Annotated in this window: 21 protein-coding genes, 1 pseudogene and 1 riboswitch; of the genes and pseudogenes, 12 read left to right on the top strand and 10 right to left on the bottom strand. The window is 72.7% G+C overall.

The window, feature by feature from the left end:
- On the bottom strand, positions 1 to 471 hold the full coding sequence (locus O7611_RS30180) for a MarR family winged helix-turn-helix transcriptional regulator (protein ID WP_269698002.1): 471 nt from the start codon (positions 469 to 471) through the stop codon (positions 1 to 3).
- Between the two features lie 63 nt (positions 472 to 534).
- Here O7611_RS30180 and O7611_RS30185 point away from each other — a divergent pair, with 63 nt between their 5' ends.
- From O7611_RS30185 to mqnP, 3 genes are read left to right on the top strand one after another with little or no spacing between them, the layout of a single operon-like run.
- Positions 535 to 1,092 (top strand): carboxymuconolactone decarboxylase family protein, encoded by a 558-nt coding sequence (locus O7611_RS30185; protein ID WP_194802077.1) that lies wholly within the window; start codon positions 535 to 537, stop codon positions 1,090 to 1,092.
- A gap of 47 nt (positions 1,093 to 1,139) precedes the next feature.
- Positions 1,140 to 2,600 (top strand): menaquinone biosynthesis decarboxylase, encoded by a 1,461-nt coding sequence (locus O7611_RS30190; protein WP_194802076.1) that lies wholly within the window; start codon positions 1,140 to 1,142, stop codon positions 2,598 to 2,600.
- Positions 2,576 to 3,502 carry a menaquinone biosynthesis prenyltransferase MqnP gene (gene mqnP, locus O7611_RS30195; protein ID WP_370584989.1) on the top strand — a complete coding sequence of 309 codons (927 nt, stop codon included), beginning with the start codon at positions 2,576 to 2,578 and terminating at the stop codon, positions 3,500 to 3,502. The genes O7611_RS30190 and mqnP overlap by 25 nt, the downstream gene beginning before the upstream one ends.
- Positions 3,503 to 3,522: 20 nt before the next feature.
- Here mqnP and O7611_RS30200 read toward each other — a convergent pair whose 3' ends face one another.
- Complete coding sequence (locus O7611_RS30200) at positions 3,523 to 4,488, bottom strand: terpene synthase family protein (RefSeq protein ID WP_194802074.1); 966 nt, start codon at positions 4,486 to 4,488, stop codon at positions 3,523 to 3,525.
- Between the two features lie 145 nt (positions 4,489 to 4,633).
- Here O7611_RS30200 and O7611_RS30205 point away from each other — a divergent pair, with 145 nt between their 5' ends.
- Positions 4,634 to 5,278 carry a UbiX family flavin prenyltransferase gene (locus O7611_RS30205; protein WP_194802073.1) on the top strand — a complete coding sequence of 215 codons (645 nt, stop codon included), beginning with the start codon at positions 4,634 to 4,636 and terminating at the stop codon, positions 5,276 to 5,278.
- Positions 5,279 to 5,335: 57 nt separating this feature from the next.
- Here O7611_RS30205 and O7611_RS30210 read toward each other — a convergent pair whose 3' ends face one another.
- Positions 5,336 to 5,602, bottom strand: a complete 267-nt coding sequence (locus O7611_RS30210) for a BldC family transcriptional regulator (protein ID WP_013473529.1) — start codon at positions 5,600 to 5,602, stop codon at positions 5,336 to 5,338.
- A gap of 256 nt (positions 5,603 to 5,858) precedes the next feature.
- Here O7611_RS30210 and O7611_RS30215 point away from each other — a divergent pair, with 256 nt between their 5' ends.
- From O7611_RS30215 to O7611_RS30225, 3 genes are read left to right on the top strand one after another with little or no spacing between them, the layout of a single operon-like run.
- Complete coding sequence (locus tag O7611_RS30215; protein ID WP_018787850.1) at positions 5,859 to 6,317, top strand: Lrp/AsnC family transcriptional regulator; 459 nt, start codon at positions 5,859 to 5,861, stop codon at positions 6,315 to 6,317.
- A 42-nt stretch (positions 6,318 to 6,359) separates the two neighbouring features.
- Complete coding sequence (locus O7611_RS30220; protein WP_269698005.1) at positions 6,360 to 7,190, top strand: SDR family NAD(P)-dependent oxidoreductase; 831 nt, start codon at positions 6,360 to 6,362, stop codon at positions 7,188 to 7,190.
- A gap of 22 nt (positions 7,191 to 7,212) precedes the next feature.
- On the top strand, positions 7,213 to 8,307 hold the full coding sequence (locus O7611_RS30225) for a PLP-dependent cysteine synthase family protein (RefSeq protein ID WP_269698007.1): 1,095 nt from the start codon (positions 7,213 to 7,215) through the stop codon (positions 8,305 to 8,307).
- A 16-nt stretch (positions 8,308 to 8,323) separates the two neighbouring features.
- Here O7611_RS30225 and O7611_RS30230 read toward each other — a convergent pair whose 3' ends face one another.
- From O7611_RS30230 to O7611_RS30255, 6 genes are all read right to left on the bottom strand, one after another.
- Positions 8,324 to 8,944: a putative glycolipid-binding domain-containing protein gene (locus tag O7611_RS30230; protein WP_269698008.1), complete on the bottom strand. Its 621-nt coding sequence runs from the start codon at positions 8,942 to 8,944 to the stop codon at positions 8,324 to 8,326.
- A gap of 75 nt (positions 8,945 to 9,019) precedes the next feature.
- Positions 9,020 to 9,229, bottom strand: a complete 210-nt coding sequence (locus O7611_RS30235; protein ID WP_194802069.1) for a helix-turn-helix transcriptional regulator — start codon at positions 9,227 to 9,229, stop codon at positions 9,020 to 9,022.
- An 11-nt stretch (positions 9,230 to 9,240) separates the two neighbouring features.
- A complete protein-coding gene (locus tag O7611_RS30240) occupies positions 9,241 to 9,456 on the bottom strand; it encodes a helix-turn-helix transcriptional regulator (protein WP_036311366.1) in 216 nt (71 codons plus the stop codon).
- Positions 9,457 to 9,623: 167 nt separating this feature from the next.
- Positions 9,624 to 11,552, bottom strand: a complete 1,929-nt coding sequence (locus O7611_RS30245; protein ID WP_269698009.1) for a DEAD/DEAH box helicase — start codon at positions 11,550 to 11,552, stop codon at positions 9,624 to 9,626.
- Positions 11,553 to 11,742: 190 nt separating this feature from the next.
- Positions 11,743 to 13,386, bottom strand: coding sequence for a hypothetical protein (locus O7611_RS30250; RefSeq protein WP_269698010.1), 1,644 nt, complete (start codon positions 13,384 to 13,386; stop codon positions 11,743 to 11,745).
- Positions 13,387 to 13,495: 109 nt separating this feature from the next.
- Positions 13,496 to 15,157: a C40 family peptidase gene (locus tag O7611_RS30255; RefSeq protein ID WP_194802066.1), complete on the bottom strand. Its 1,662-nt coding sequence runs from the start codon at positions 15,155 to 15,157 to the stop codon at positions 13,496 to 13,498.
- A 222-nt stretch (positions 15,158 to 15,379) separates the two neighbouring features.
- Between O7611_RS30255 and mqnE the strand changes: the two genes are divergently transcribed.
- From mqnE to O7611_RS30270, 3 genes are read left to right on the top strand one after another with little or no spacing between them, the layout of a single operon-like run.
- A complete protein-coding gene (mqnE, locus tag O7611_RS30260) occupies positions 15,380 to 16,549 on the top strand; it encodes an aminofutalosine synthase MqnE (protein ID WP_194802065.1) in 1,170 nt (389 codons plus the stop codon).
- A gap of 7 nt (positions 16,550 to 16,556) precedes the next feature.
- Positions 16,557 to 16,985, top strand: coding sequence for a hypothetical protein (locus tag O7611_RS30265; protein ID WP_194802064.1), 429 nt, complete (start codon positions 16,557 to 16,559; stop codon positions 16,983 to 16,985).
- Between the two features lie 26 nt (positions 16,986 to 17,011).
- The gene (locus O7611_RS30270; RefSeq protein WP_194802063.1) at positions 17,012 to 17,308 is read left to right on the top strand and encodes a DUF4229 domain-containing protein; all 297 of its coding nucleotides are present in this window, start codon (positions 17,012 to 17,014) and stop codon (positions 17,306 to 17,308) included.
- 90 nt (positions 17,309 to 17,398) lie between these two features.
- Here O7611_RS30270 and O7611_RS30275 read toward each other — a convergent pair whose 3' ends face one another.
- Positions 17,399 to 18,739 carry a C39 family peptidase gene (locus O7611_RS30275; protein WP_269698011.1) on the bottom strand — a complete coding sequence of 447 codons (1,341 nt, stop codon included), beginning with the start codon at positions 18,737 to 18,739 and terminating at the stop codon, positions 17,399 to 17,401.
- 205 nt (positions 18,740 to 18,944) lie between these two features.
- On the opposite strand from O7611_RS30275, the pseudogene O7611_RS30280 reads away from it, so the two are divergent.
- Both O7611_RS30280 and O7611_RS30285 read left to right on the top strand, forming a co-directional pair.
- Positions 18,945 to 20,264, top strand: a pseudogene (locus O7611_RS30280) (M14 family metallopeptidase); the annotation flags it as partial.
- A gap of 120 nt (positions 20,265 to 20,384) precedes the next feature.
- A riboswitch (cobalamin riboswitch) is annotated at positions 20,385 to 20,478 on the top strand.
- 107 nt (positions 20,479 to 20,585) lie between these two features.
- On the top strand, positions 20,586 to 21,518 hold the full coding sequence (locus O7611_RS30285; RefSeq protein WP_269698012.1) for an ABC transporter substrate-binding protein: 933 nt from the start codon (positions 20,586 to 20,588) through the stop codon (positions 21,516 to 21,518).
- Positions 21,519 to 21,543: the final 25 nt, after the last annotated feature.

A 21,543-nucleotide genomic window follows, 5' to 3' on the forward strand; every position in this document is an offset into this window, starting at 1 on the left:
TCACGCGCCGAACCAGCCGGGTACGTCGAGGCGGAACACGTCGGCGGGGACCATCCGGCGCAGGTCGTCCTCGATGGCGGCGACCCGGTCCGCGCCGAGCGTGGCCGCCCAGCGGTCGCGTAACTCGTCGAAGATCACAGCCGAGCGGTGCAGCCCGTCGCGGCCCTTCGCTGTCATCCGGACCAGCTTGCGGCGGGCGTCGGCGGGGTCGTCCACGCGTTCCAGGTAGCCGAGCGCGACCAGCCGGTCCACCGTCTTGCCCGCGGCCTGCTTGGAGACGCCGAGGCGTTGCCCGAGGTCGGAGGCGGTGGTGCCGGCCGGGCCGACGGCCTGGAGGACGAAGCCGTGTGCCGGGCGCAGCTCGGGGTGCCACTGGCGGGCCAGTTCGGCGTGCAGGTCGTCGACGAGCGTGCGGAAACCGGCGAGCAGGAGCAGCGGCAGCGCGAAGCCGGGGCGGTCAGGCGTTGCCATGTTCGTCAACCACGTTTACTATTTCGTCAACCACGTTGACTATCTTACGAGAGGGGCCCTGTCATGTCCCGCTTCACCGCGTACGAGCCGGACACCGCGCCCGCCGCCGCCCGCCCGGTCATGGCCGGAGTACGTCGCTCGCTGGGGCACCTACCGGCCGCCGTGAGCCTGATGGCCGGCTCGCCCGAACTGCTGAAGGGCTTCCTCGCCGCCAACGCCGCGTTCGAGGCCACCGACCTGGACCCGGCCGCCCGGGAGGTGGTCGTGCTGACCGTCGCCACCCGCAACGGCTGCCACCTCTGCGTGGCCATGCACACCGCGACGCTGGTCCGGCACGGCGCCACGCCCGAGCTGATCGAGGCGCTGCGGACCGGCGCGACGCTGCCCGACCCCCGGCTGGAGGCGCTGCGTCGGTTCACCGTCGCCGTGCTCGACCACCGGGGCGCGGTCCCCGACGCCGATCTGGACGCGCTGCTCGCCTCCGGATGGCAGCGCCGGCACGCGCTGGACGTGGTGCTCGGCGTCGGCACGTACACGATCTCCACGTTCGCCAACCGGCTCACCGAGGCGCCGCTCGACGAGCCGCTGGCCGCGTACGCCTGGCAGCCCGCCCCCTGTTGACCGGGGGCGCGCCCGGCCCGAGGAAGCGAGTGCGGGAGGATGGGGGCATGGCGGCTCGCTTCCCGTACACCGATCTGAAGGACTTCCTCGCGGCGCTGGAGCGTGCGGGCGAGCTGCGGCGGGTGAGCGCGCCGGTCGACCCCACGCTGGAGATCAGCGAGATCGTCACCCGTACCGTCCGGGCCGGCGGGCCCGCGCTGCTGTTCGAGCGCCCCACCCGGGGCGAGATGCCGGTGGCGATCAACCTGTTCGGCACCGAGAAGCGGATGGCGATGGCGCTCGGGGTGGAGCACCTCGACGAGATCGGCGAGCGGATCGGCGACATGCTCAAGCCGGAACTGCCGCAGGGCTTCTCCGGGATGATGGGCGGCCTGGGCAAGGTCATGCAGCTCAAGTCGATGCCGCCGAAGAAGGTCAAGACCGCCCCCTGCCAGCAGGTGGTCTACCGGGGCGACGACGTCGACCTGAACCGGCTGCCCGGGTTGCAGGTGTGGCCCGGCGACGGCGGGATCTTCCACAACTTCGGGCTGACCCACACCAAGCACCCGGAGACCGGCAAGCGCAACCTCGGGCTCTACCGGCTCCAGCAGCACTCGCACAACACCATCGGCATGCACTGGCAGATCCACAAGAACTCGACCGCCCACCACGCGGTCGCCGAGCGGCTCGGCCAGCGGCTGCCGGTGGCGATCGCGATCGGCGCGGACCCGGTGGTGGCGTACTCGGCCAGCGCGCCGCTGCCCGCCGACATCGACGAGTACCTGTTCGCCGGGTTCCTCGCCGGTGAGCGGGTCGAGATGGTGGACTGCCTGACCGTCCCGTTGCAGGTTCCGGCGCACGCGCAGATCGTGCTGGAGGGCTACATCGAGCCGGGCGAGCGCCTGCCCGAGGGGCCGTTCGGCGACCACACCGGCTTCTACACGCCGGTCGAGCCGTTCCCGGTCATGCACATCGAGTGCATGACCATGCAGCGCGACCCGGTCTACCACTCGATCGTCACGTCCCAGCCGCCGCAGGAGGACCACGGCCTGGGTAAGGCCACCGAGCGGATCTTCGCGCCGTTGCTGCGCTTCCTGATCCCGGACATCGTCGACTACGACCTGCCCGCCGCCGGTGTCTTCCACAACTGCGCGATCGTGTCGATCCGCAAGCGCTACCCGAAGCACGCGCAGAAGGTCATGAACGCGATCTGGGGCGCGCACATGATGTCGCTGACCAAGCTGATCGTGATCGTGGACGAGGACTGCGACGTGCACGACTACAACGAGGTCGCGTTCCGCGCCTTCGGCAACGTCGACTACGCCCGCGACCTGATGGTCACCGAGGGGCCGGTGGACCACCTCGACCATGCGTCGTACCAGCAGTTCTGGGGTGGCAAGGCGGGCATCGACGCGACCCGCAAACTGCCCGAGGAGGGCTACAGCCGGGGCTGGCCGGAGGAGATGCGCATGTCGCCCGAGGTGGTCTCGCTCGTCGACAAGCGCTGGAAGGAATACGGGATCCGATGACGGCGGCAGTACAGGAACGACCCGGCCGGGTCTCGTCCTTCCTCAAGCTCGTCGCCATCGAGCACTCGGTCTTCGCGCTTCCGTTCGCGTACCTGTCGGCGCTGACCGCCATGCAGCTCAACGGCGGGCGGGTGCGCTGGGGAGACCTGCTGCTGATCACCGTGGCGATGGTCGGCGCGCGGACGTTCGCGATGGCCGCGAACCGCATCCTGGACCGGCGCATCGACGCGCGGAACCCGCGTACGGCGAACCGGGAACTGGTCACCGGCGCGGTGAGCGTGCGGACGGCCTGGACCGGCGCGGCCGTCGCGCTCGTGGTGTTCCTGGCCGCCGCCGCCCTGCTCAACCCGCTCTGCCTGGTGCTCGCGCCGCTCGCCGTGGTGCCGCTCGTGGTCTACCCGTACGGCAAGCGGTTCACCAACTGGCCGCACGCCATCCTCGGGGTGGCGCAGGCGGTCGGCCCGGTCGGCGCCTGGCTGGCGGTCACCGGCACGCTCGACGGCTCCGGCCCGGCCTGGCTGCTCGGCGCCGCCGTCGGCCTGTGGATCGGCGGCTTCGACCTGATCTACGCCTGCCAGGACTCGGAGATCGACCGGGAGATCGGCGTGCACAGTGTCCCCGCCCGGTACGGCCGGCGCTTCGCGCTGCACGCCTCCACCGTCGCGCACGTGGTGACGTTCGCGCTGTTCATCTGGTTCGGCGCCTGGGTCGGCTTCGGCTGGCTGTGGTGGATCGGGCTGGCGCTCACCGCCGTCGCCTTCGCCTACCAGCACATGGTGGTCAGCCCCACCGACCTGAGCAAGGTCAACCGGGCGTTCTTCACCGCGAACGGCTTCGTCGGCATCGCGTTGTTCGTCCTCGCGCTGCTCGACCTGGTGGTCCGGCTCGGCCTGCGGCCGTAACGGCGACGCCGGGCGCCGGGTCAGGACGCCGCGGCGAGCGGGTAGCGGGCGCTCTCCAGCGTCCAGTCGACGGTGCCGCGCACGGCGGCGGCCAGCCCGTCGAGGTGGATCGCGACGGCCTCGTCGAGCGTCGGGCCGAACGACGGCGCCGCCGCCAGGAGCGCCGCGAACCGGTCCATCTCGGCCCGCCAGTGCCCGGCCACCAGGTCGACCGCCGCCGGCAGCGGCACGCCCCGCTCGGCGGCCGTCGCCAGCACCAGGTTGTGCCCGCCGCCGGTGGCCCGGTCGCGCTCCAGCGAGGCGATGTCGTTGAACCAGGAGAGCAGGTCGTTGGCGAGGCCGGCGAGCCGCCGCAGCGCCGGATGGTGGTAGACCGCGTCGGGCAGCGGACGCCCGGATGCGAACTCGATCAGCGGGTACGACACGTACGCCGCCGACGTGGCCCGGCGCAGCCGCACGTACTCGGCGACGCCCGGTGGACGGCCGGACGTGGTGGCGGTGGCCTCCCGGTGGACCCCGTCGAGGTGGTCGGCGACCGCGTCGGCGAAGCGCAGCCGCCACCGGGCCGGCATCCGGCGGCGGGGTTCCCGCCACGCCTGCACCAGCAGCCGCCGCAGTGGGCCGGAGAAGCCCGGGTGGCGGGCGCGCGGACCCTCGCGCAGCAGGGCGAGTGCGCCGTCGCGCAGCGCGCGGATCTGCGGCGGGGTCAGGCCGTCCCGCCCGTCGCAGGCGTCGTCGACGAGGAAGAACCAGGTGAACAACGCGGTCAGCACCCGCAGGTCGGGCTCGGTGGCGTCCGGGTAGAGGCGGCCCGCGTACCGGGCGAAGCCGGCCCGCACCAGCCGTCGCCGGGTCACCGGGTCAGCCGGCAGGCCGAGCCGGTCGACCTGCTCCACCAGCCAGCCCTGCACGTCGTCGGCGTACGGGGAGAGGCGGGGCGGGATGGGGCAGTCGGAGCGCAGAGCCCGCAGCACCGCAGCCGTCATCACCGGCCCTTCCCACGGAAGTGGACTTGCCGATCGAAGAATTCCACGTCGCGGGAACTTCCGTGAACCCTCTGGACATCCCGGACGGGCCGACCGAACGGGGGTCGCCGCCCGCCGTCGGCGGCGACCAGGCACGCTTGAGGGCATGCGCGAATCATGGGTGGTGGGTGTCTCCGGCGCGTCCGGGACGCCGTACGCGGCGGCTGTCGTCCGGGGACTGCTCGACGCCGGTCAGGCGGTGGACCTGATCGTCTCCCGGGCGGCCCGGCTGACGGTGCTGGACGAGACCGGCCGGCCCTTCCGGGACGCGCACTGGACCGAAGACCTGGCCGCCTGGCTCGACCGCGACCTCACCGGCGCGGACCTGCGGCACTGGCCCGCCGGCGACCTGGCCGCCGGCCCGAGCAGCGGCTCCTACCCGGTACGCGGCATGGCGGTGGTGCCGGCCAGCACCGCCGCGTGCGCGGGTATCGCGATCGGGTTGTCGAAGGATCTGCTCCAGCGCGCCGCCGAGGTCAACCTCAAGGAGCGCCGCCCGGTCGTCGTGGTGCCCCGGGAGACGCCGGTGACCCGCAGTCACCTGGAACATCTCATCGCGCTGCACGACGCGGGCGCGGTGGTGCTGCCGGCCAGTCCGGGCTTCTACGGCGCCGGGGCGTCGGCGTCCGCCGGGCAGCTCGTGGACTTCGTGGCCGGGAAGGTGCTCGACGCGCTCGGTGTCGAGCACACGCTGTTCCGGCGGTGGTCCGGCGAGCTGGCCGCCGGTCGCCGGGAGGCGGATCCGCACTGACGGAACCGGTGGGCGACGTTCGGGGCGCGGCCCTCGGCCGGACCGCGCCCCGCACGTTCAGTACATGCCGGCGTTCGCCGGTCCGGGGCCGGTGGAAGCGGTCGGGCCCATGTTGCGGGCCTTGCCCATGTCCTCCGCCTCGTCCAGCATGCCCTCCCCCTCGAGCAGGGCCCGCACCTCGGATTCCCGAAACCGGCGGTGCCCTCCTGGAGTCCGGATACTGCCGATCCGGCCGGCCGCTGCCCATCTGGTCACGGTCTTCGGGTCCACCCGAAACAGCGCAGCGACCTCACCCGGTGTCAGCAGGCGATCTCCAGTGTCCACAGCCCCCTCCTCGCGTCGACGAAGCCCCCGGCTGAACACACTGCCCCCGGCCGGTGCGAGCCCAGAGCCGTCATGAGGGACGTATGGCAATTACAGCACCGGCTACCGGACGTGTCCGCCAAACGCGAAAAACGCACACACTGGGAAGGATAGGAAATGGTACCGGTGGAGAACCCCCTCATCGTACGTTTGTGAAGGGTTGATCCACCGGTACCGAGAGTGTTCCGTGGTCGCCGAACGGATAGGGTCACTCTCCGTGGACACGATCGACCTGAGCCTCGTGGAGTTGTTGCGGGGCAACGCCCGTCTGTCGTACGCCGAGCTGGCCCGTCAGGTCGGCCTCTCCGCCCCGGCCGTGCACGAGCGGGTCGGCAAGCTGGAGTCCAGCGGCGTGATCCGGGCGTACCGGGCCGAGGTCGAGCCGGAGTCGATCGGGCTCGGCGTGACAGCGCTCATCGGCATCATCGAGGACTCCGACGCGGACACCGACGACGTGCTGGAGTCGTTCCGCCGCATCCCCGAGATCGAGTCCTGCTACTTCATGGCCGGCGTCGAGTCCTTCCTGCTCAAGGCGCGCGTCGGCACGATCGCCGAGCTGGAGCAGCTGATCGTCCGGCTGAACCGGACGGCCGGGGTGGCGTCCACCCGTACCAGCATCGCCCTGTCGACCAAGTGGGAGAACCGCCCGCAGCCGCTGGAACCCCCCACCGCCTGACGCCTCTGGCCCCGGGGCGGGGGTTGCGGTTACCGTGCGCCGATGACGAGCTCGGAGCGCGGCGCCGCAGTGGTGACAGGAGCGGCCGGCGGGCTGGGGCGGGCGATCGCCGCCGCGCTGCACGCCGACGGGTGGAACGTGCTGCTCACCGACGTCGACGCCGGGGCCGCGTCGGCCGCCGCCGCGCCGCTGGGTGGCTGGTCCCGCCCGCTCGACGTACGCGACGAATCCGCCTGCACGGACGTGGCCGCCGAGGCGGCGGCCGCGCCCGGCGGCCTCGGGCTCTGGGTGAACAACGCGGGCATCCTGGTCACCGGGCCGTCGTGGGCGCACGACGCCCCGGCCCGGAGCGCGGTGGTCGAGGTCAACGCGCTCGGCGCGATGAACGGCACGCTCGCCGCCGTCGCGGTGATGCGCGAGCAGGGTCGCGGCCACGTGCTGAACGTCGTCTCGCTGGCCGGGCTGATCGCCGCGCCGGGCGAGACGGTGTACGCGGCCAGCAAGCACGCCCTGCTCGCGTTCAGCCTCGGCACCCTGAGCGACCTGCGGATGGCCGGCGTCCGGGGCGTACACGTGTCGTGCCTGTGCCCGGACGGGATCTGGACGCCGATGCTGCACGACAAGCTGGACGACCCGGGAGCGCTGGCGTCCTTCACCGGCTCGCTGCTCACGCCGGAGCGGGTGGCCGCGCGGGCCGTCCGGCTGGCCCGGCGGCCCCGGCCGGTGGTCAGCCTGCCGCGCTGGCGCGGCGCCCAGGTACGGCTGTTGGACGCCTTCCCCCGGCTCGCCCTGGCCCTCACGCCGGTGATCCGGGCCACCGGACGAGCCGGTCAGCGGCGGCAGGCCCGCCGGGTCCGGGAGAACCCGAGCTGACCTCGCTTGTAACGTTGCCGGCGTGACTCACTTCGACAGGTGCGACGAGGCCAGCCGGCGCTGGGTGACCGAGGCGATCGCCACTGTCGAGGCGGACGCCAACCGCTCCGCCGACACCCACCTGCTGCCGTTCCCGCTGCCCCGCGAGTGGGGGATCGACCTCTACCTCAAGGACGAGTCGGTGCACCCCACCGGCTCGCTGAAGCACCGGCTCGCCCGGTCGCTGTTCCTCTACGGCCTCTGCAACGGCTGGATCGGCCCGGACACCACGATCGTCGAGGCGTCGTCCGGCTCGACGGCGGTCTCCGAGGCGTACTTCGCCCGGATGCTCGGGCTGCCGTTCATCGCCGTCATGCCCGCCTCCACGTCGCCGGAGAAGATCGCCCAGATCGAGTTCCAGGGCGGACGCTGCCACCTGGTGGACGACCCGTCGAAGGTCGTGGTGGAGGCGCGCTGGCTCGCCGAGGACAGCGGTGGCCGGTTCATGGACCAGTTCACCTACGCCGAGCGGGCCACCGACTGGCGGGGCAACAACAACATCGCCGAGTCGATCTACGCCCAGCTCGCGCTGGAACGGCACCCGGTGCCCGCCTGGATCGTGGTCGGCGCCGGCACCGGCGGCACCAGCGCCACCATCGGCCGGTACGCCCGGTATCGGCGGCTGCCCACCAAGCTCTGCGTGGTGGACCCGGAGAACTCCGCCTTCTACCCCGCCTGGCAGGCCGGCGACTGGTCGGTGCGCACCGACCGCGGCTCCCGGATCGAGGGCATCGGGCGGCCCACCGTCGAGGCGTCGTTCCTGCCCAGCGTGGTGGACCGGATGGTGCAGGTGCCGGACGCCGCGTCGCTCGCCGCCATGCGGGCCGGTTCGGCGGTGCTCGGCCGCCGCGTGGGCGGCTCCACCGGCACCAACCTGTGGGGCGCGTTCGGGCTGATCGCGCAGATGCGCGCGGCCGGGCGTACCGGCTCGGTGGTCACGCTGATCTGCGATCCGGGCGACAGGTACGGCGACACCTACTACTCCGACGAGTGGGTGGCCGCGCAGGGCCTCGACCTCGCCCCGCACCTCGCGACCATCGACCGGTTCCTGACCGACGGCACCTGGCCGGCGGCCTGAGCCGGGCCCCGGCCGGTCAGCGCGGGTCGACCCGCTCGGCAAGCCCCGGATAGCGCACCACGAAACCGTCCGGGTCGACCTCCAGGTCGGCGGCGAACGTGTCACTGGAATACCGGACCCGGCCCGGGCCCAGCGAGGTGTAGACCTGCTCGGCGGGCACCACGGCCAGGCCGGGCAGCAGCACCCAGGCCACAGTCACGGCGGTGGCCAGGTCGGCGGGCAGCCGGCCCAGCCCGATCCGGCGGATCGGCAGCGTGTTCGTCAGCGGGGAACCGCCCAGGTCCACGTCGAGCGCCTCGACCAGCCGGCCCGGGTCGTCGGTACCAGGCAGGCCCGCCGGTGGGTGGCCCGCCGCGCTCAGCGCCGCGTCCAGGTCACCCTCCTCGCCGGTACGCACGCGCCACCCGTCCCGGCCCCGCTCCAGGCGTACGCTCCGCGACCAGCCGGCGCCCTCGGACTCGACCTCCAGCCGGTTCGTCGACCAGTCCGGCCCGACGGTCAGGCGATACCGGCACGTGTACGGGATCGGATCCACGGCGAGCGCCACACCCTGCGCGGTCAGCCCCTGACCGTCGTCGAGCACGACGTGCTCGGAGCCGGCGGTGTCGGTCCGGGCCCAGAAGAGCGACTTCGGCATGGTCCGGACGTTACGCGACCCGGCCGTCCGCGGCAGCGGATGCGCGAACGCCGCCGCGAGCCGGGGCGTTACCGACTACCCCTGCTCGTCGCCCTCGGTGGGGCGGGGCGGCCGGTTGTGGCGGGCCCACTCGTCGACCTCATCGGCGTCCCAGACGTTCATGCCGATCAGTCGGGCGAGCGGCTCGGGAAACCCGGGGCGACGGGTGATCTGGAGGACCCGCTGACGCGACACGCCGAACAGGGCGGCCAGCTCGCCGGGCCCGTACAGCCGCGGTGTGTTCATACGTTGCCGGGCTACTCGTCGTCGTCCGCCGGCCGGGGCGGCCGGTGCTCTCGGATGTACCGCTCGACGTCCCGCTTCAACCAGACCGCGCCGACCGACAGCTCTTGATACGGCGCGGGGAATGCGGGATGCCGCCGGATCTCGCGGAATCTCGATCTGCCCACGCCGAGCATCTTCAAGATCTCACCGGCCGCGACAAGTTCGCCCGGTCCCGTCTCCTTGGTCACGACTTCAAAGGTAGGAGCGGGCGCAAGTGAGCGATCTGATGGATCAGGCCCTCCGCCCGGTGGCGAGTTCACGACGCCACCGCGCAGCTAGAACGGGAGCCGACATCGCCCCAGACGCACCGCCGCCGCCGAGCGGATGCTCGGCGGCGGCAGTGGGTGCGCTCAGATCAGTGGGTACGTGCCGGCGGGCGCCCGCCGAAGCCGCGCCTGTCGTCCCGGCCCCGCCCTTCGACCCGGAAACCGCCGGCCCGGCGCTCGGCCGGACGCGCGTCGCCCCGGTCACCGAAACGCCGCTCGGCGTGCGGGCGGTCGTCCTGGCGCCGGTCACCGAAGCCGCGCGAGCCGCCCGGCCGGTCGTCGTACCGCCGCTCGTCCCGGTCGTACCCGCGTCCGGCCGCCGGCTGCTGCCGGTCGCCGTACGGCCGGTCGGCCCGCTCGCCGAAGCGCCGGTCGTCGCCGCGCTGGCCGCCGAAGCGCTGGCCGCGGTCGTCGGACCGCTGCTCGCCGAAGCTCCGGCCGTCGGACCGCCGGTCGCCGAAGCGCTCGCCCCGGTCTCCGAAGCCCCGGTCGTCGCGACGCTCCGGCCGCCCGAAGCGGCGCTCGCCGCCGCCGGACCGCTCGCCCGAGTAGCGCTCACCGGCCGGCCGGTCGCCGAACCGGCGGTCACCGCCACGATCAGCGAACCGGTCACCGGACCGCTCGCCCGCGGGCCGGTCGCCGAAGCGGCGCTCGCCCCGGCCGTCACGGTCGCCGAACCGGCGCTCGCCACGGTCGGAGAAGCCGCCCCGCCCGCCCCGGTCGAAGCCCCGGCCGTCGCGGTCGCCGAAGCGGCGCGAGCCGCCGCCGCGTCGCGGCTCCGGCTCGTCCCGCACCGGCACGCCGCTGGGCTCGCGCGCGCCGGTCAGCTCGGCCAGCGCCTCGTCGCCCGCCCGGACCCGGGTCTCGGCCGGCTCGACGCCCGCCTTCTCCATCATGGCCAGAGTGGTGCGGCGCTGCTTGGGCAGCACCAGCGTCGCCACCGCGCCCGACTCGCCGGCCCGAGCGGTACGGCCGGCCCGGTGCAGGTAGTCCTTGGGGTCCTTCGGCGGGTCCACGTGCAGCACCAGCGAGACGCCGTCGACGTGGATGCCCCGGGCCGCCACGTCGGTCGCGACCAGCACGGGCGTCCGGCCCTCGCGGAACTCGGCGAGCGTCTTGGTGCGCATGCGCTGGGTCTTGCCGCCGTGCAGCCCACCGGCCCGTACGCCGACGGCCGCGAGCTGCTCGACGAGCCGGTCCACGCCGAGCTGCGTACGGGCGAACAGCATGGTGCGGCCCTCGCGGGCGGCGATGGACGCGGCGACCGCGAACTTGTCGTGCGGCGGGATCAGCAGCAGGTGGTGATCCATCGTGGACACGGCGGCGGTGGCCGGCGCGGTCGAGTGGGTGACCGGGTCGGTCATGAACCGCTTGACGAGCGTGTCGACGTCGTTGTCCAGAGTGGCCGAGAACAGCAGCCGCTGCGCGTCCGCCGGAGTCTTCGCCAGCAGCCGGGTGACCTCGGGCAGGAAGCCCATGTCGGCCATCTGGTCGGCCTCGTCCAGCACGGTGATCTCGACGTCGTCGAGCCGGCACACGCCGCGCTCGATCAGGTCGCCGAGCCGTCCCGGGGTGGCCACGACGATCTCCACGCCGCGGCGCAGCGCGTCGATCTGCCTGTCGTACGGCACGCCGCCGACGGCGGTCTTCAGGAACACGCCCACCGCCTTGCCGAGCGGCACGAGGGCGTCGTTGACCTGCATGGCAAGTTCACGGGTGGGGACCAGGACCAGGGCGCGCGGGTGCAGCGGCCGGGCCCGGTTGCGGTCGGCGACCCGGGCGATCACCGGCAGGCCGAAGGCGAGCGTCTTGCCGGAGCCGGTCTGGCCCCGGCCGAGGACGTCGCGGCCCGCCAGCGAGTCGGGCAGCGTGGCCCGCTGGATCTCGAACGGGGTGGTGATGCCCTGCCGGGCGAGCGTCTCGACGACCTGCCGGGGCAGGCCGAGCGAGGCGAAATCGACGGTGTCGGGCGTCGGGTCGACGGACGGGGACGTGCTGGGTTCAGCGAACGTGGTCAAGAAATACCTCTCGAGCGGGGCGCATCTTCGCGATGGCCCGCCGCGGCCTGTCACGCCGCCGAATCGCCCGCAAGATCGCCCATGGGCGCGCGCAGTCGGGCGCGCCAGGTCAGTGATCGCAGACAAGTGTACGGCGCATCGCCCGCTCCGCCACGGCGACGCGAGAACGTAGTGGGCGGGCTCACCCCCGTCACTCGGTGAGCATGGTCCCGGTCAGCCCGCTCAACGCGTCGTTGGCCAGGAAGACCACGAGCAGACTGATCGCGATCAACATGGTCAGCGCGACGGCCAGCACGATGAACACCTTCGTGTTGCCGCCCCGGGCCGCCGGGCCCTCCTCGGACCAGCCCTGAGCCAGGATGTGCCCGGTCAGCGATCCGGAGTTCTCCAGCGGGTTGCCCTGCGGGAACGACACGGTGGCGAACCCGGGCCCGTCGGTTCCGCCGTACGCGGTGGTGGCGAGATCCGGCTCGGCGGGCTGTGGGCGTACCGGGCGGGTGGTGTCGGCGTCGCGGGCGGGCGTGGCCGGCGGCGGCCAGGTCGGCAGCGCCGGGGCCGGCACCACGGGCGGCGGCGGGTCCGACACGGGTGCGGCGGCCCACGACGGCGGCGCGGCGGCCGGCGGCGCGACGAGCGGCGCCGGCGGGGTCGGGACGGCGGCCCGCGCGGGCGGGAACGCCGGCGTGGCGGGAGGCGCCGGGAACAGCGGCGCGGGCAGCGGGTCCGCCGCGCCGGTCATCGCCGGTGGCGGCGGGAACGGCGGCGCGGGCATCGGACCCGGTGGCGGCGGGGGCGGGGGTACGGGCGGACCCGGCGGCGGTACCGGCGGCCCGGGGACCGGCGGCACCGGGCCGGGCGTCGGCGTCGGCGGGGTGGGCGCGGGCGGCACGGGCAGGGGCGGCGTGGGCCGTAGCGGCGGCTCCGGCTCGGGTACCGGCGGCGCCGGTGACGGCGGCGTCGGACCGGGCACCGGGGTCGGCGCCGGCTCGGGCTCCGGTCCGTTCGGCGCCGGGGGTTGCGCGGGCTCCGGCGGCTGGACCGGCTCCGGCGGTTCCGGGTTCACCGGCCCGGCCCGGTAGACGGTGGCGGCGGCGGGCGGCGCGGCCACCACGGAGGCGGCGACCTCCTCGGCCGAGACGCGGCTCAGGCCGGGCACCGATGCGCTGGCCCGGGCGGGCGCGGATCCGGCCTGCTCGGCGGCCGTGGACGCGCCGGTGAGCGGGGCCGGGCGGTCGGCGGCGGAGGCCGGTGCCGCGTTCGGCGGCGGGTCGACCGAACCGGCTGCCGGGGACGGGGAGTCGTCGGTCCCGTCCGCCTGCTCGGCCGGTGCGCTGTCGCGCTCCAGTGCGGCGTCGGCCGGCGCTGCCGCGTCCGCGGTTGCGGCGGCCGGAGCGGGCACGCGTGCAGACCCGGAGACGCGGGGTGCCGGGATGGCGGCCGGAGCACTGCCGGGCGTACCCGGGGAGGCGTCGCCGTCGGCCTCCGCGGCGGCGGGCGTGGGCGCCGTGCCGGCGGCGGGCTGGGGTGTCGCCTGGCGTTCGCCCACGGCGAAGGCGGACCAACTGGACGGCGGCACGGTGGCGCCGGGCAGACGCCGGTCCAGCGGTGGTGGGGTCTCCGCCTGGGTGCCTGCCCGGTACGTCGTCGGGCCGGCCTGCGGAATCGGCTGCGCGTCACCGGCGGGCGGCGGTACGGCCGCGCCGGCGACGGACACCCGCGCCCGCGCGACGGCCACCGGTGGACCCGAACCGCTGTCGTCGTCGCCGGCCGGGTCGGCGGGGCCGGGCGTCGGTCCCGGGTGGACCTTCTCCGCCGGAACGTCCTGCTCGCCCATCTCGCCCCTCCGCACCCACGCTCGCCTCCGGCCGTGGCGCCGACCGGAAGTGCCTGGATCTCACCGTGCCACATTCCGGCCCGGGAGCACAGCCGGAGTGGCGGTTGGGTCAGTCGGCGCTGCTGCTGGGGCTGGCGGAGCCGCTGCCGGACGTGCTGCTCGACGGGGCGACGCTGCTTCTCGACGGGGCGACACTGCTGCTGCTCGGCGCGGCGCTGGTGGTGTCCGGCTCCGCGCTCTCGCTCTGGCTCGGCGTCGGGTCGGGCGAGTCGGTCGGGCTCGGCGGCGGCGTGGTCGGCGCCGGGCTGGACGTCGTCGGCTTCGGCGTCGGCGTGGTGGGCTTCGGCGTGGTCGGCGTCGGCTTGGGTGTGGTCGACGGCTTCGGGGTGGTGGGCGTCGGCTTGGGCGTGGTCGACGGCTTCGGCGTGGCCGGCACGGTGGGCGGCGGGACGGGCGTGGCCGGGGCGGGAACCGCTCCGATCACCCGGGTGGCGGCGTAGAGGCGGGACCAGCGGACCACCGAGATCTTGACGACGTCGCCGGTCCGCGGCGCCTCCACCATCTTGCCGTTGCCGATGTACATGGCGACGTGGTGGACGCTGGTCCAGCTGCTGCTGGAGGCGAAGAACAGCAGGTCACCGGGGAGCAGGGCGGTCGGCGAGACGGTGCGGGACCGGGTGGCGAAGTACTGGTCCTTGGCGACGCGGGGCAGGCCCCGGTAGCCGGCCGCCTGGTAGGAGGCGAGCATCAGGCCGGAACAGTCGAACCGGTCCGGGCCCTCCGCAGCCCACAGGTAGGGGTCGCCGAGCTGGGCGAGGGCGTAGCGCACGGCGGCGAGCGCCTTCGGGTCCGCCACCAGGCCGTCGATGCTCTGGTCGACCACGTACGAGGTGCCGAGCCGTTGCTCGGCGGCGTCCGCAAGGCGCTCGATCTCCAGCAGCTTGGCCGCGTTCTCCTTGCGCAACGCGACGAGCGCGGTCTCCTGCTTGCGCAGGTCGGTCTCGGCGCGGGTGAACTCGGCGGCCTTCTCGCCGGCCCGGCGCTGGGCCGACTCGTGTGCCTTTCGGGCGGCCTCCTCGGCGCTTGTGGCACGCAGGAGTTCGCCGGTCACCGACGTGGTGGCGCCCTCGGCCTTGTCGCCGCGGGTGATGCGCTGGAGGTTGGCGAAGTCGCGCAGGCTGGCGCCGAACTCACCGGGCGGCAGCGCCGCGTCGGCCTTCACGGCGTCGGCGGCGGCGCTCTTGGCGTTGTCCTGGGCGCGGCGGAGCGCTTCCTGGGCCTCCTTGAGCCGGGTGGCGGACTGGGCCAGCTCGGTCTGCGCGGCGTCCCGCTCGGTCTTGATCCCGAGCAGCGCCTCGCCGAGCTGGGTCACCCGGGCGTCGAGCTGGTTGATCTGCGCGATCAGCGGGCCGTCGGCCGGGTTGGTGACGCCGGTGGTGCCCGGCAGGCCGGTCGCGCCACCAGGGGTGGTGACGCCGGGCAGACCCGGGACGGTGCCGGGGAGGCCGGGAACGGTGCCCGGCACGCCGGGAACGGTGCCGGGTACGCCGCGGACGGTGCCGGACGCGCCGGGCAGCTGCAGCGGGCCGGTGACCTGGGGCCGGGAACCGGTGTCGGGCACGACGTCGGGCAGCGGGTCGGCCCAGGCGGGTGTGGCGAGCGCCGCGGCCGCGACCGCCCCCAGGAGGGCGGACCAGAGCGCCGGGCGCAGGATCGGTGAGATCACCGGCTGCCGTCCTCGTCGCCGTCGGGCCTTGGTGCTGTGAGCCATACCGCTCCCCGTCCGGTCTGGGGTCCGTCACGCGTGGTTGGGGCGTGTCGGGACAGGACGGCCCTGGTGTGTGTTCCGCCCCACCCTGTCTTACCTCACGGTTGCGACGATGTCGATGTGCGGAGCGTGACCACGGGTGAACCGGCACGCCCAGGTCGGCGGCCGGTCGGACCCGCGACGTACGCTCGATCGGGAACCCAGGTGGAAGGACGTGGCTTTCGGATGGACGCCGGACTCAAGCGCGAACTCGAGGCGAAGGTGTACGCGGGGGAGCGGCTGACCCGCGAGGACGGCATCGCCCTCTACGACAGCGACGACCTGACCTGGCTGGGCCGGCTGGCTCACCACAGGCGTACCGAGCTCAACGGCGACCGGGTGATGTTCAACGTCAACCGGCACCTGAACCTGACGAACGTCTGCTCCGCGTCGTGCGCGTACTGCTCGTTCCAGCGCAAGCCGGGCGAGAAGGACGCCTACACGATGCGCATCGACGAGGCGGTCCGCAAGGCCAAGGAGATGGAGGACGAGCAGCTCACCGAGCTGCACATCGTCAACGGCCTGCACCCGACGCTGCCCTGGCGCTACTACCCGAAGGTGCTGCGCGAGCTGAAGGCCGCGCTGCCGAAGGTCAACCTCAAGGCGTTCACCGCGACCGAGGTGCAGTGGTTCGAGAAGATCAGCGGGCTCACCGCCGACGCGATCCTCGACGAGCTGATGGACGCCGGCCTGGAGTCGCTCACCGGCGGCGGCGCGGAGATCTTCGACTGGGAGGTCCGGCAGCACATCGTCGACCACAACTGCCACTGGGAGGACTGGTCGCGCATCCACCGGCTGGCCCACTCGAAGGGCATGAAGACGCCGTCGACGATGCTCTACGGCCACATCGAGGAGCCCCGGCACCGGGTCGACCACGTGCTGCGGCTGCGTGAGCTCCAGGACGAGACCGGCGGTTTCCAGGTGTTCATCCCGCTGCGCTACCAGCACGACTTCGTCGACTCGGCGGACGGCAAGATCCGTAACCGGATCCAGGCCCGGACCACGATGGCATCGCCGGCCGAGTCGCTCAAGACGTTCGCGGTCTCCCGGCTGCTGTTCGACAACGTGCCGCACGTGAAGTGCTTCTGGGTCATGCACGGCCTGTCGGTCGCGCAGCTCTCGCTGAACTTCGGCGTCGACGACCTGGACGGCTCGGTCGTGGAATACAAGATCACCCACGACGCCGACTCGTACGGCACGCCGAACACCATGCACCGCGACGACCTGCTGCACATGATCTGGGACGCGGGCTTCCGTCCGGTCGAGCGGAACACCCGCTACGAGATCGTCCGCGAGTACGACGGGCCGCCGTCGCTGGCGGAGCGCCGGTCCGAGCCGCAGCAGGTCTGGGCCTGACCTGGCGATGAGCGACGAGGAACAGCAGCGCGGCTTCCCCCGGCGCGACGCCGAGGGCCGCATCCTCACCCTCGGTGACCTGCTCGGGGTGAGCCTGGCCGGCCTGGTCATCGGGGTGCTGGCGCTGCTGGTCTTCGAGTGGGCGTTCGCCACAGTGGGCGACAGCGGCTTCGGGGGTACGAACGGCTGGCTCGCGGTGATCCTGCCGCTCTGGTTGTTCTGGGACGAGTTCCGGGCCTGGGAGTTCGGCGCCGCCCGGGTGGTGGCCGCGCTGGCCGGTCTCGGGCTCGGCATCGTCGCCGGTCTGCTGGCCGCGGGCCTGGCCTCCGGGCTGCCCGCGCTGTTCACCGGCGCGCTGGCCGCGGCGGTGTTCACCGTGGTCTACGCCGTCATCTGGTTTCATGGCGTGCACTGGCTGGCCCGGCGTACGGGCTGAGGCACGGAGAGAGTGGGAATGCGGGAATGAGCGCGGCGGTCAAGTACACGCTGGGCCGGGTCGGGCTGTTCGTCGCCGTGCTGGCAGCCCTCTGGTTCGTCGAGATGAACATGTTCCTGCGGCTGATGGTGGCGCTGATCTCCTCCGCCGCGCTGTCGTTCTTCCTGCTGCGCAACTGGCGGGACGAGATGGCCGGCGAGATGGCGGAGGCGTCGGAGCGGCGTCGCGCGGAGAAGGACCGGCTGCGCTCGGCGCTCGCCGGTGACGACGAGCCGGGCACCGCGCCGGCCACCGAGCCGGACGCCGAACGCCGCGACGGCTGAGCGGACGAACGAGGGGCCCGGCGCCGGACACGGCACCGGGCCCCTCGTCGTCATCGGCCGGCCGAACCGTTCACCGGCCGGCCGGGCGATTCACCAGTTGGTCGAGCCCGGGACGACCGGCCACGGCCGGTCGGCCGGCTTGATCAGGTACGCGATGCCGCCGGAGCCGGAGGCCACGGTGCCGTTGGCCCGGTAGCGCTTGGTGCGCAGCCAGATCTGCTCGAACTGCTCCCGCTTGTAGACGTTGCGGACCGCGTCGTTGGACGAGGACGCCGGGTCGTTGACGATCACGTCGCCGTCGGCGGTGAAGCCGACGATCACGAACAGGTGCCCGGAGGTGCCGTAGTTGGCCCCGTCCAGTTCGCTGGCGAGGAACGACTGCGAGGTGACCACCGGGATGCCCGCCTTGATGAACCGTTCCGCCTCGTCCAGCGAGTGCAGCCGGGTGACCCGCGCCTCCAGGCCGGGGAAGCTCGCCGCGTACGCGGTGTTGAACGGCCAGTTGCCGGCGCCGGAGTACTCGTAGTCGTAGGTCATCCGGGCGGCGTGGTCGACGGTCGGGTCGGGGTAGGTGGGGTCGACCCAGGAGGTGTCCTCGGCCGAGGGCTTGCGACCCCAGTACTCGACCACCATCTCCGTCGAGGTGGGTGAGCACCACGCCTCACCGCCGCCGTCGTACTCGGGGTACTCGCCGATGTGGATGTTCTGCGAGTAGCGCGGCACGGCCAGTTCGGTGCCCCAGGCGATACCGCCCCGGCTCGGCGTGACGGTGAACCGGTCCGGCACGTTCGACGCCATCGCGCCGAGCATCCGGACCTGCGGCGCGGCTGCCTGGCCGGGCGCGCGGTAGAGCGTCAGCCGCAACTGGTACGAGCGCAGCAGCACCCCGGCGTCGGCGTCGTCGACCGAGAACGTGTCGGTCCAGATGCTCGACCACGGGTCGCCCTGGCCGTCCAGCGTGGAGCGCTTGATGTCCTGGTCGCCGGAGGCCCAGCGGCCCATGACGTACCAGGGGGTCTGTGCCCCGGTGTTGTACGTGCCGTGCAGTTCGACCTGGATCCAGGTGCCGGCCGGGGTGGCGGCGTTCCACGACGCGACCATCTCGGTGGCGTCGAAGCCGATCCGCCGCTCCGGCGAGGTCCAGGTGGCGTACTCCCAGGTGCGTGTCGTGCCGGTGTGCTCGTCGGTGAACTCGGTGGTGCCCGCCGGGCGGTCGATGGTCAGCGCCGGGTGGCGCCCCGGTACGGCGCGGGTGCCCTGGTGGGTGCCGGTACGCCAGTCGGGGAAGCGGGAGAACTCCTGGAAGGTGATCTGTTCGTCGTGCGTGACGCCCGGTCGCGGCGCTTGTGCCTGGACCGGAGTGCTGGTGCCGAGGAGGGTGAGCGCGGTGAGGCCGGCGAGGGCGGCCGCGCGCATGGGTCGTCCGAACATGGCAGCTCCACAGGGAGACGGCATCGTTGCCGTTCACTGTCGCGCTTGGCGGGAAGTTTCGCCAGATGTTCAGGCATAGAAAATCATTGCCGAAGTGACGATCAGGTCGGGATGGCCGAAGGCAAAGACAGATATTGATATGACCATGTGTCTCCTGGTGGAGTGTGCGGACAACGGGATCTCCCGTACCCCCAGGAGGTTGTCCATGGCCTTCCGCGCCTCTCCGCTCCGCCGCCGGCTGGCGCTCGCCGCCGCCGTCGGCCTCACCATCGTCGCCGCGGCCGCAGCCCCCGCCGTCGCCCGACCCGCACCGGAAGGCTCCGGCGAGCCGACCACAGTCGCCTACCGGGTCCTCGGCCCGCGTACGGCGGCCGACCGCACCGCGGTCGCCTCCACCGGTGCCGCGATCGACTACTCCGAGCACGGCGTGCTGCACGTCACGGCGACCAAGGCCGAGGCCAACGCGATCACCCGGCTCGGATTCCGGCTCGAGAAGGACGCCGTGCCGGAGCACGACCACGCCGACGGGGGCATGACCGCCAACGCGTTCCCGTCCGCCGACTCGAACTACCACGACTACGCCGAGCTGACCGCCGTGGTGAACAAGGTGGTCGCCGACCATCCGACGATCGCCCGGAAGCTGAGCATCGGCACGTCGTACCAGGGCCGGGACCTGATGGCGGTGAAGATCTCCGACAACGTCGCCACCGACGAGGCCGAGCCGGAGATCCTGTTCAACGCCCAGCAGCACGCCCGTGAGCACCTGACCGTCGAGATGGCGATCTACCTGCTCAACCTCTTCACCGACAACTACGGCAGCGACTCCCGGATCACAAGCATCGTCAACTCCCGGGAGATCTGGATCGTCCCCACCGTCAACCCGGACGGCAGCGAGTACGACATCGCCACCGGCTCGTACCGCTCCTGGCGCAAGAACCGGCAGCCCAACAGCGGTTCCACAGCCATCGGCACCGACCTGAACCGCAACTGGGCCTACCAGTGGGGCTGCTGCGGCGGCTCGTCCGGCACCAAGTCGTCGGACACCTACCGGGGCCCGTCCGCCTTCTCCGCCCCGGAGACCGCGGCGCTGCGCAACTTCGTCAACAGCCGGGTCGTCGGCGGCGTGCAGCAGATCAAGGCGAACATCGACTTCCACACCTATTCGCAGCTGGTGCTCTGGCCGTACGGATACACGTACAACAACACCGCCACCGGGATGAACACCGACCAGTACAACACCTTCGCCACCATCGGACGGCAGATGGCGGCGACGAACAACTACACCCCGGAACAGTCGAGTGACCTCTACATCGCCGACGGCACCAGCATCGACTGGATGTGGGGCGCTCACAAGATCTGGGCGTACACCTTCGAGATGTACCCCGGCTCGGCCTCCGGCGGCGGCTTCTACCCGCCGGACGAGGTGATCCCGGCGCAGACCTCACGCAACCGGGAGGCCGTGCTGATCCTGTCCGAGTACGCCGACTGCCCGTACCGGGCGATCGGCAAGCAGAGCCAGTACTGCTGACCTCACCACCGGGCGGGAACCCCGGTTCCACCCCCGCCGGGGTTCCCGCCCACCCCGCCCGTCCGGACGATCTCCGCTGGTCGTGCGCTACCGTGGCACCGACCGTGCCACAGCGAAGCCGGTGCGAAACCGGCGCTGTCCCGCAACTGTGATGCCCCGTACGCGCGGCGCCGGCCTTCCGCCGGCGCCGACGGACGTGGGACGAGCCAGGTCGCCTGCGGCCCGGTCGCGACACGCGCTCTCGAGGAAGGGCGCCTCGCGGACGGGCCTTTCTTCCTGTCGGCGAAGCACCACACTCCTCGACCGACAGGAGGTTCCATGTCCAGACGTACCCCCCGGCTCTTCGCCACCGCGCTCGCGGCCGGCGTGCTGCTCCTCGGCGGCTGCGCCGAGAAGACCTCGACCGACACCCCCGCCGCCGGCGGCTCCGGCGGCGCGTTCCCGGCCACCGTCGGCAAGCTGACGCTGGAGAAGCGGCCCGAGAAGATCGTCTCGCTCTCGCCGACCTCCACCGAGATGCTCTTCGCCATCGGCGCCGGGAAGCAGGTCACCGCCGTCGACGACCAGTCGAACTACCCGGCCGAGGCGCCCCGCACCGACCTGTCCGGCTACCAGCCGAACGCCGAGGCGGTCGCCTCCCGCAACCCCGACCTCGTGGTGATCTCGGACAACCTCAACAAGATCGCCGACCAGCTCGTCGCGCTGAAGATCCCGGTCCTGCAGATCCCCGCCGCGGCCACGCTCGACGACACGTACCGGCAGCTCACCGACCTGGGCACGCTCACCGGCCACCGGGCCGAGGCGGACGCCGTGGTGCAGAAGATGAAGGACGACATCACCGCGCTGACCAAGGACCTGCCGAAGCGTACGGAGAAGCCGACCTACTTCCACGAGCTGGGCCCGGAGCTGTACAGCGCGACCAGCAAGACGTTCATCGGCACCATCTACGCGCTCGCCGGCCTGGAGAACATCGCCGACGCGTCCGACGCCGACGGGAAGAACGGCGGCTACCCGCAGCTCTCCCAGGAGGTCATCGTCAAGGCGAACCCCGACTTCGTCTTCCTCTCCGACACCAAGTGCTGCAAGCAGAGCGCCGACACGGTGAAGGCGCGCAGCGGGTGGTCCGGCGTCACCGCCGTGAAGAACAACCAGATCGTGGAACTGGACGACGACATCGCCTCGCGCTGGGGCCCGCGCGTGGTCGACCTGCTCAAGGTGATCGTCGACGCCACCGCCAAGGTCCCGGCCTGACCGTGGCCCTCCGACAGGCGGACTC

Source organism: Micromonospora sp. WMMC273, assembly GCF_027460285.1.
Lineage (GTDB): Bacteria > Actinomycetota > Actinomycetes > Mycobacteriales > Micromonosporaceae > Micromonospora > Micromonospora aurantiaca.

Coding starts and splice junctions, on each gene's coding strand:
- O7611_RS30180 (WP_269698002.1), bottom strand. CDS start 471: ATGGCAACGCCTGACCGCCCCGGCTTCGCGCTGCCGCTGCTCCTGCTC.
- O7611_RS30185 (WP_194802077.1), top strand. CDS start 535: ATGTCCCGCTTCACCGCGTACGAGCCGGACACCGCGCCCGCCGCCGCC.
- O7611_RS30190 (WP_194802076.1), top strand. CDS start 1,140: ATGGCGGCTCGCTTCCCGTACACCGATCTGAAGGACTTCCTCGCGGCG.
- O7611_RS30200 (WP_194802074.1), bottom strand. CDS start 4,488: ATGACGGCTGCGGTGCTGCGGGCTCTGCGCTCCGACTGCCCCATCCCG.
- O7611_RS30205 (WP_194802073.1), top strand. CDS start 4,634: ATGCGCGAATCATGGGTGGTGGGTGTCTCCGGCGCGTCCGGGACGCCG.
- O7611_RS30220 (WP_269698005.1), top strand. CDS start 6,360: ATGACGAGCTCGGAGCGCGGCGCCGCAGTGGTGACAGGAGCGGCCGGC.
- O7611_RS30230 (WP_269698008.1), bottom strand. CDS start 8,944: ATGCCGAAGTCGCTCTTCTGGGCCCGGACCGACACCGCCGGCTCCGAG.
- O7611_RS30235 (WP_194802069.1), bottom strand. CDS start 9,229: ATGAACACACCGCGGCTGTACGGGCCCGGCGAGCTGGCCGCCCTGTTC.
- O7611_RS30250 (WP_269698010.1), bottom strand. CDS start 13,386: ATGGGCGAGCAGGACGTTCCGGCGGAGAAGGTCCACCCGGGACCGACG.
- O7611_RS30255 (WP_194802066.1), bottom strand. CDS start 15,157: ATGGCTCACAGCACCAAGGCCCGACGGCGACGAGGACGGCAGCCGGTG.
- mqnE (WP_194802065.1), top strand. CDS start 15,380: ATGGACGCCGGACTCAAGCGCGAACTCGAGGCGAAGGTGTACGCGGGG.
- O7611_RS30265 (WP_194802064.1), top strand. CDS start 16,557: ATGAGCGACGAGGAACAGCAGCGCGGCTTCCCCCGGCGCGACGCCGAG.
- O7611_RS30270 (WP_194802063.1), top strand. CDS start 17,012: ATGAGCGCGGCGGTCAAGTACACGCTGGGCCGGGTCGGGCTGTTCGTC.
- O7611_RS30275 (WP_269698011.1), bottom strand. CDS start 18,739: ATGTTCGGACGACCCATGCGCGCGGCCGCCCTCGCCGGCCTCACCGCG.
- O7611_RS30285 (WP_269698012.1), top strand. CDS start 20,586: ATGTCCAGACGTACCCCCCGGCTCTTCGCCACCGCGCTCGCGGCCGGC.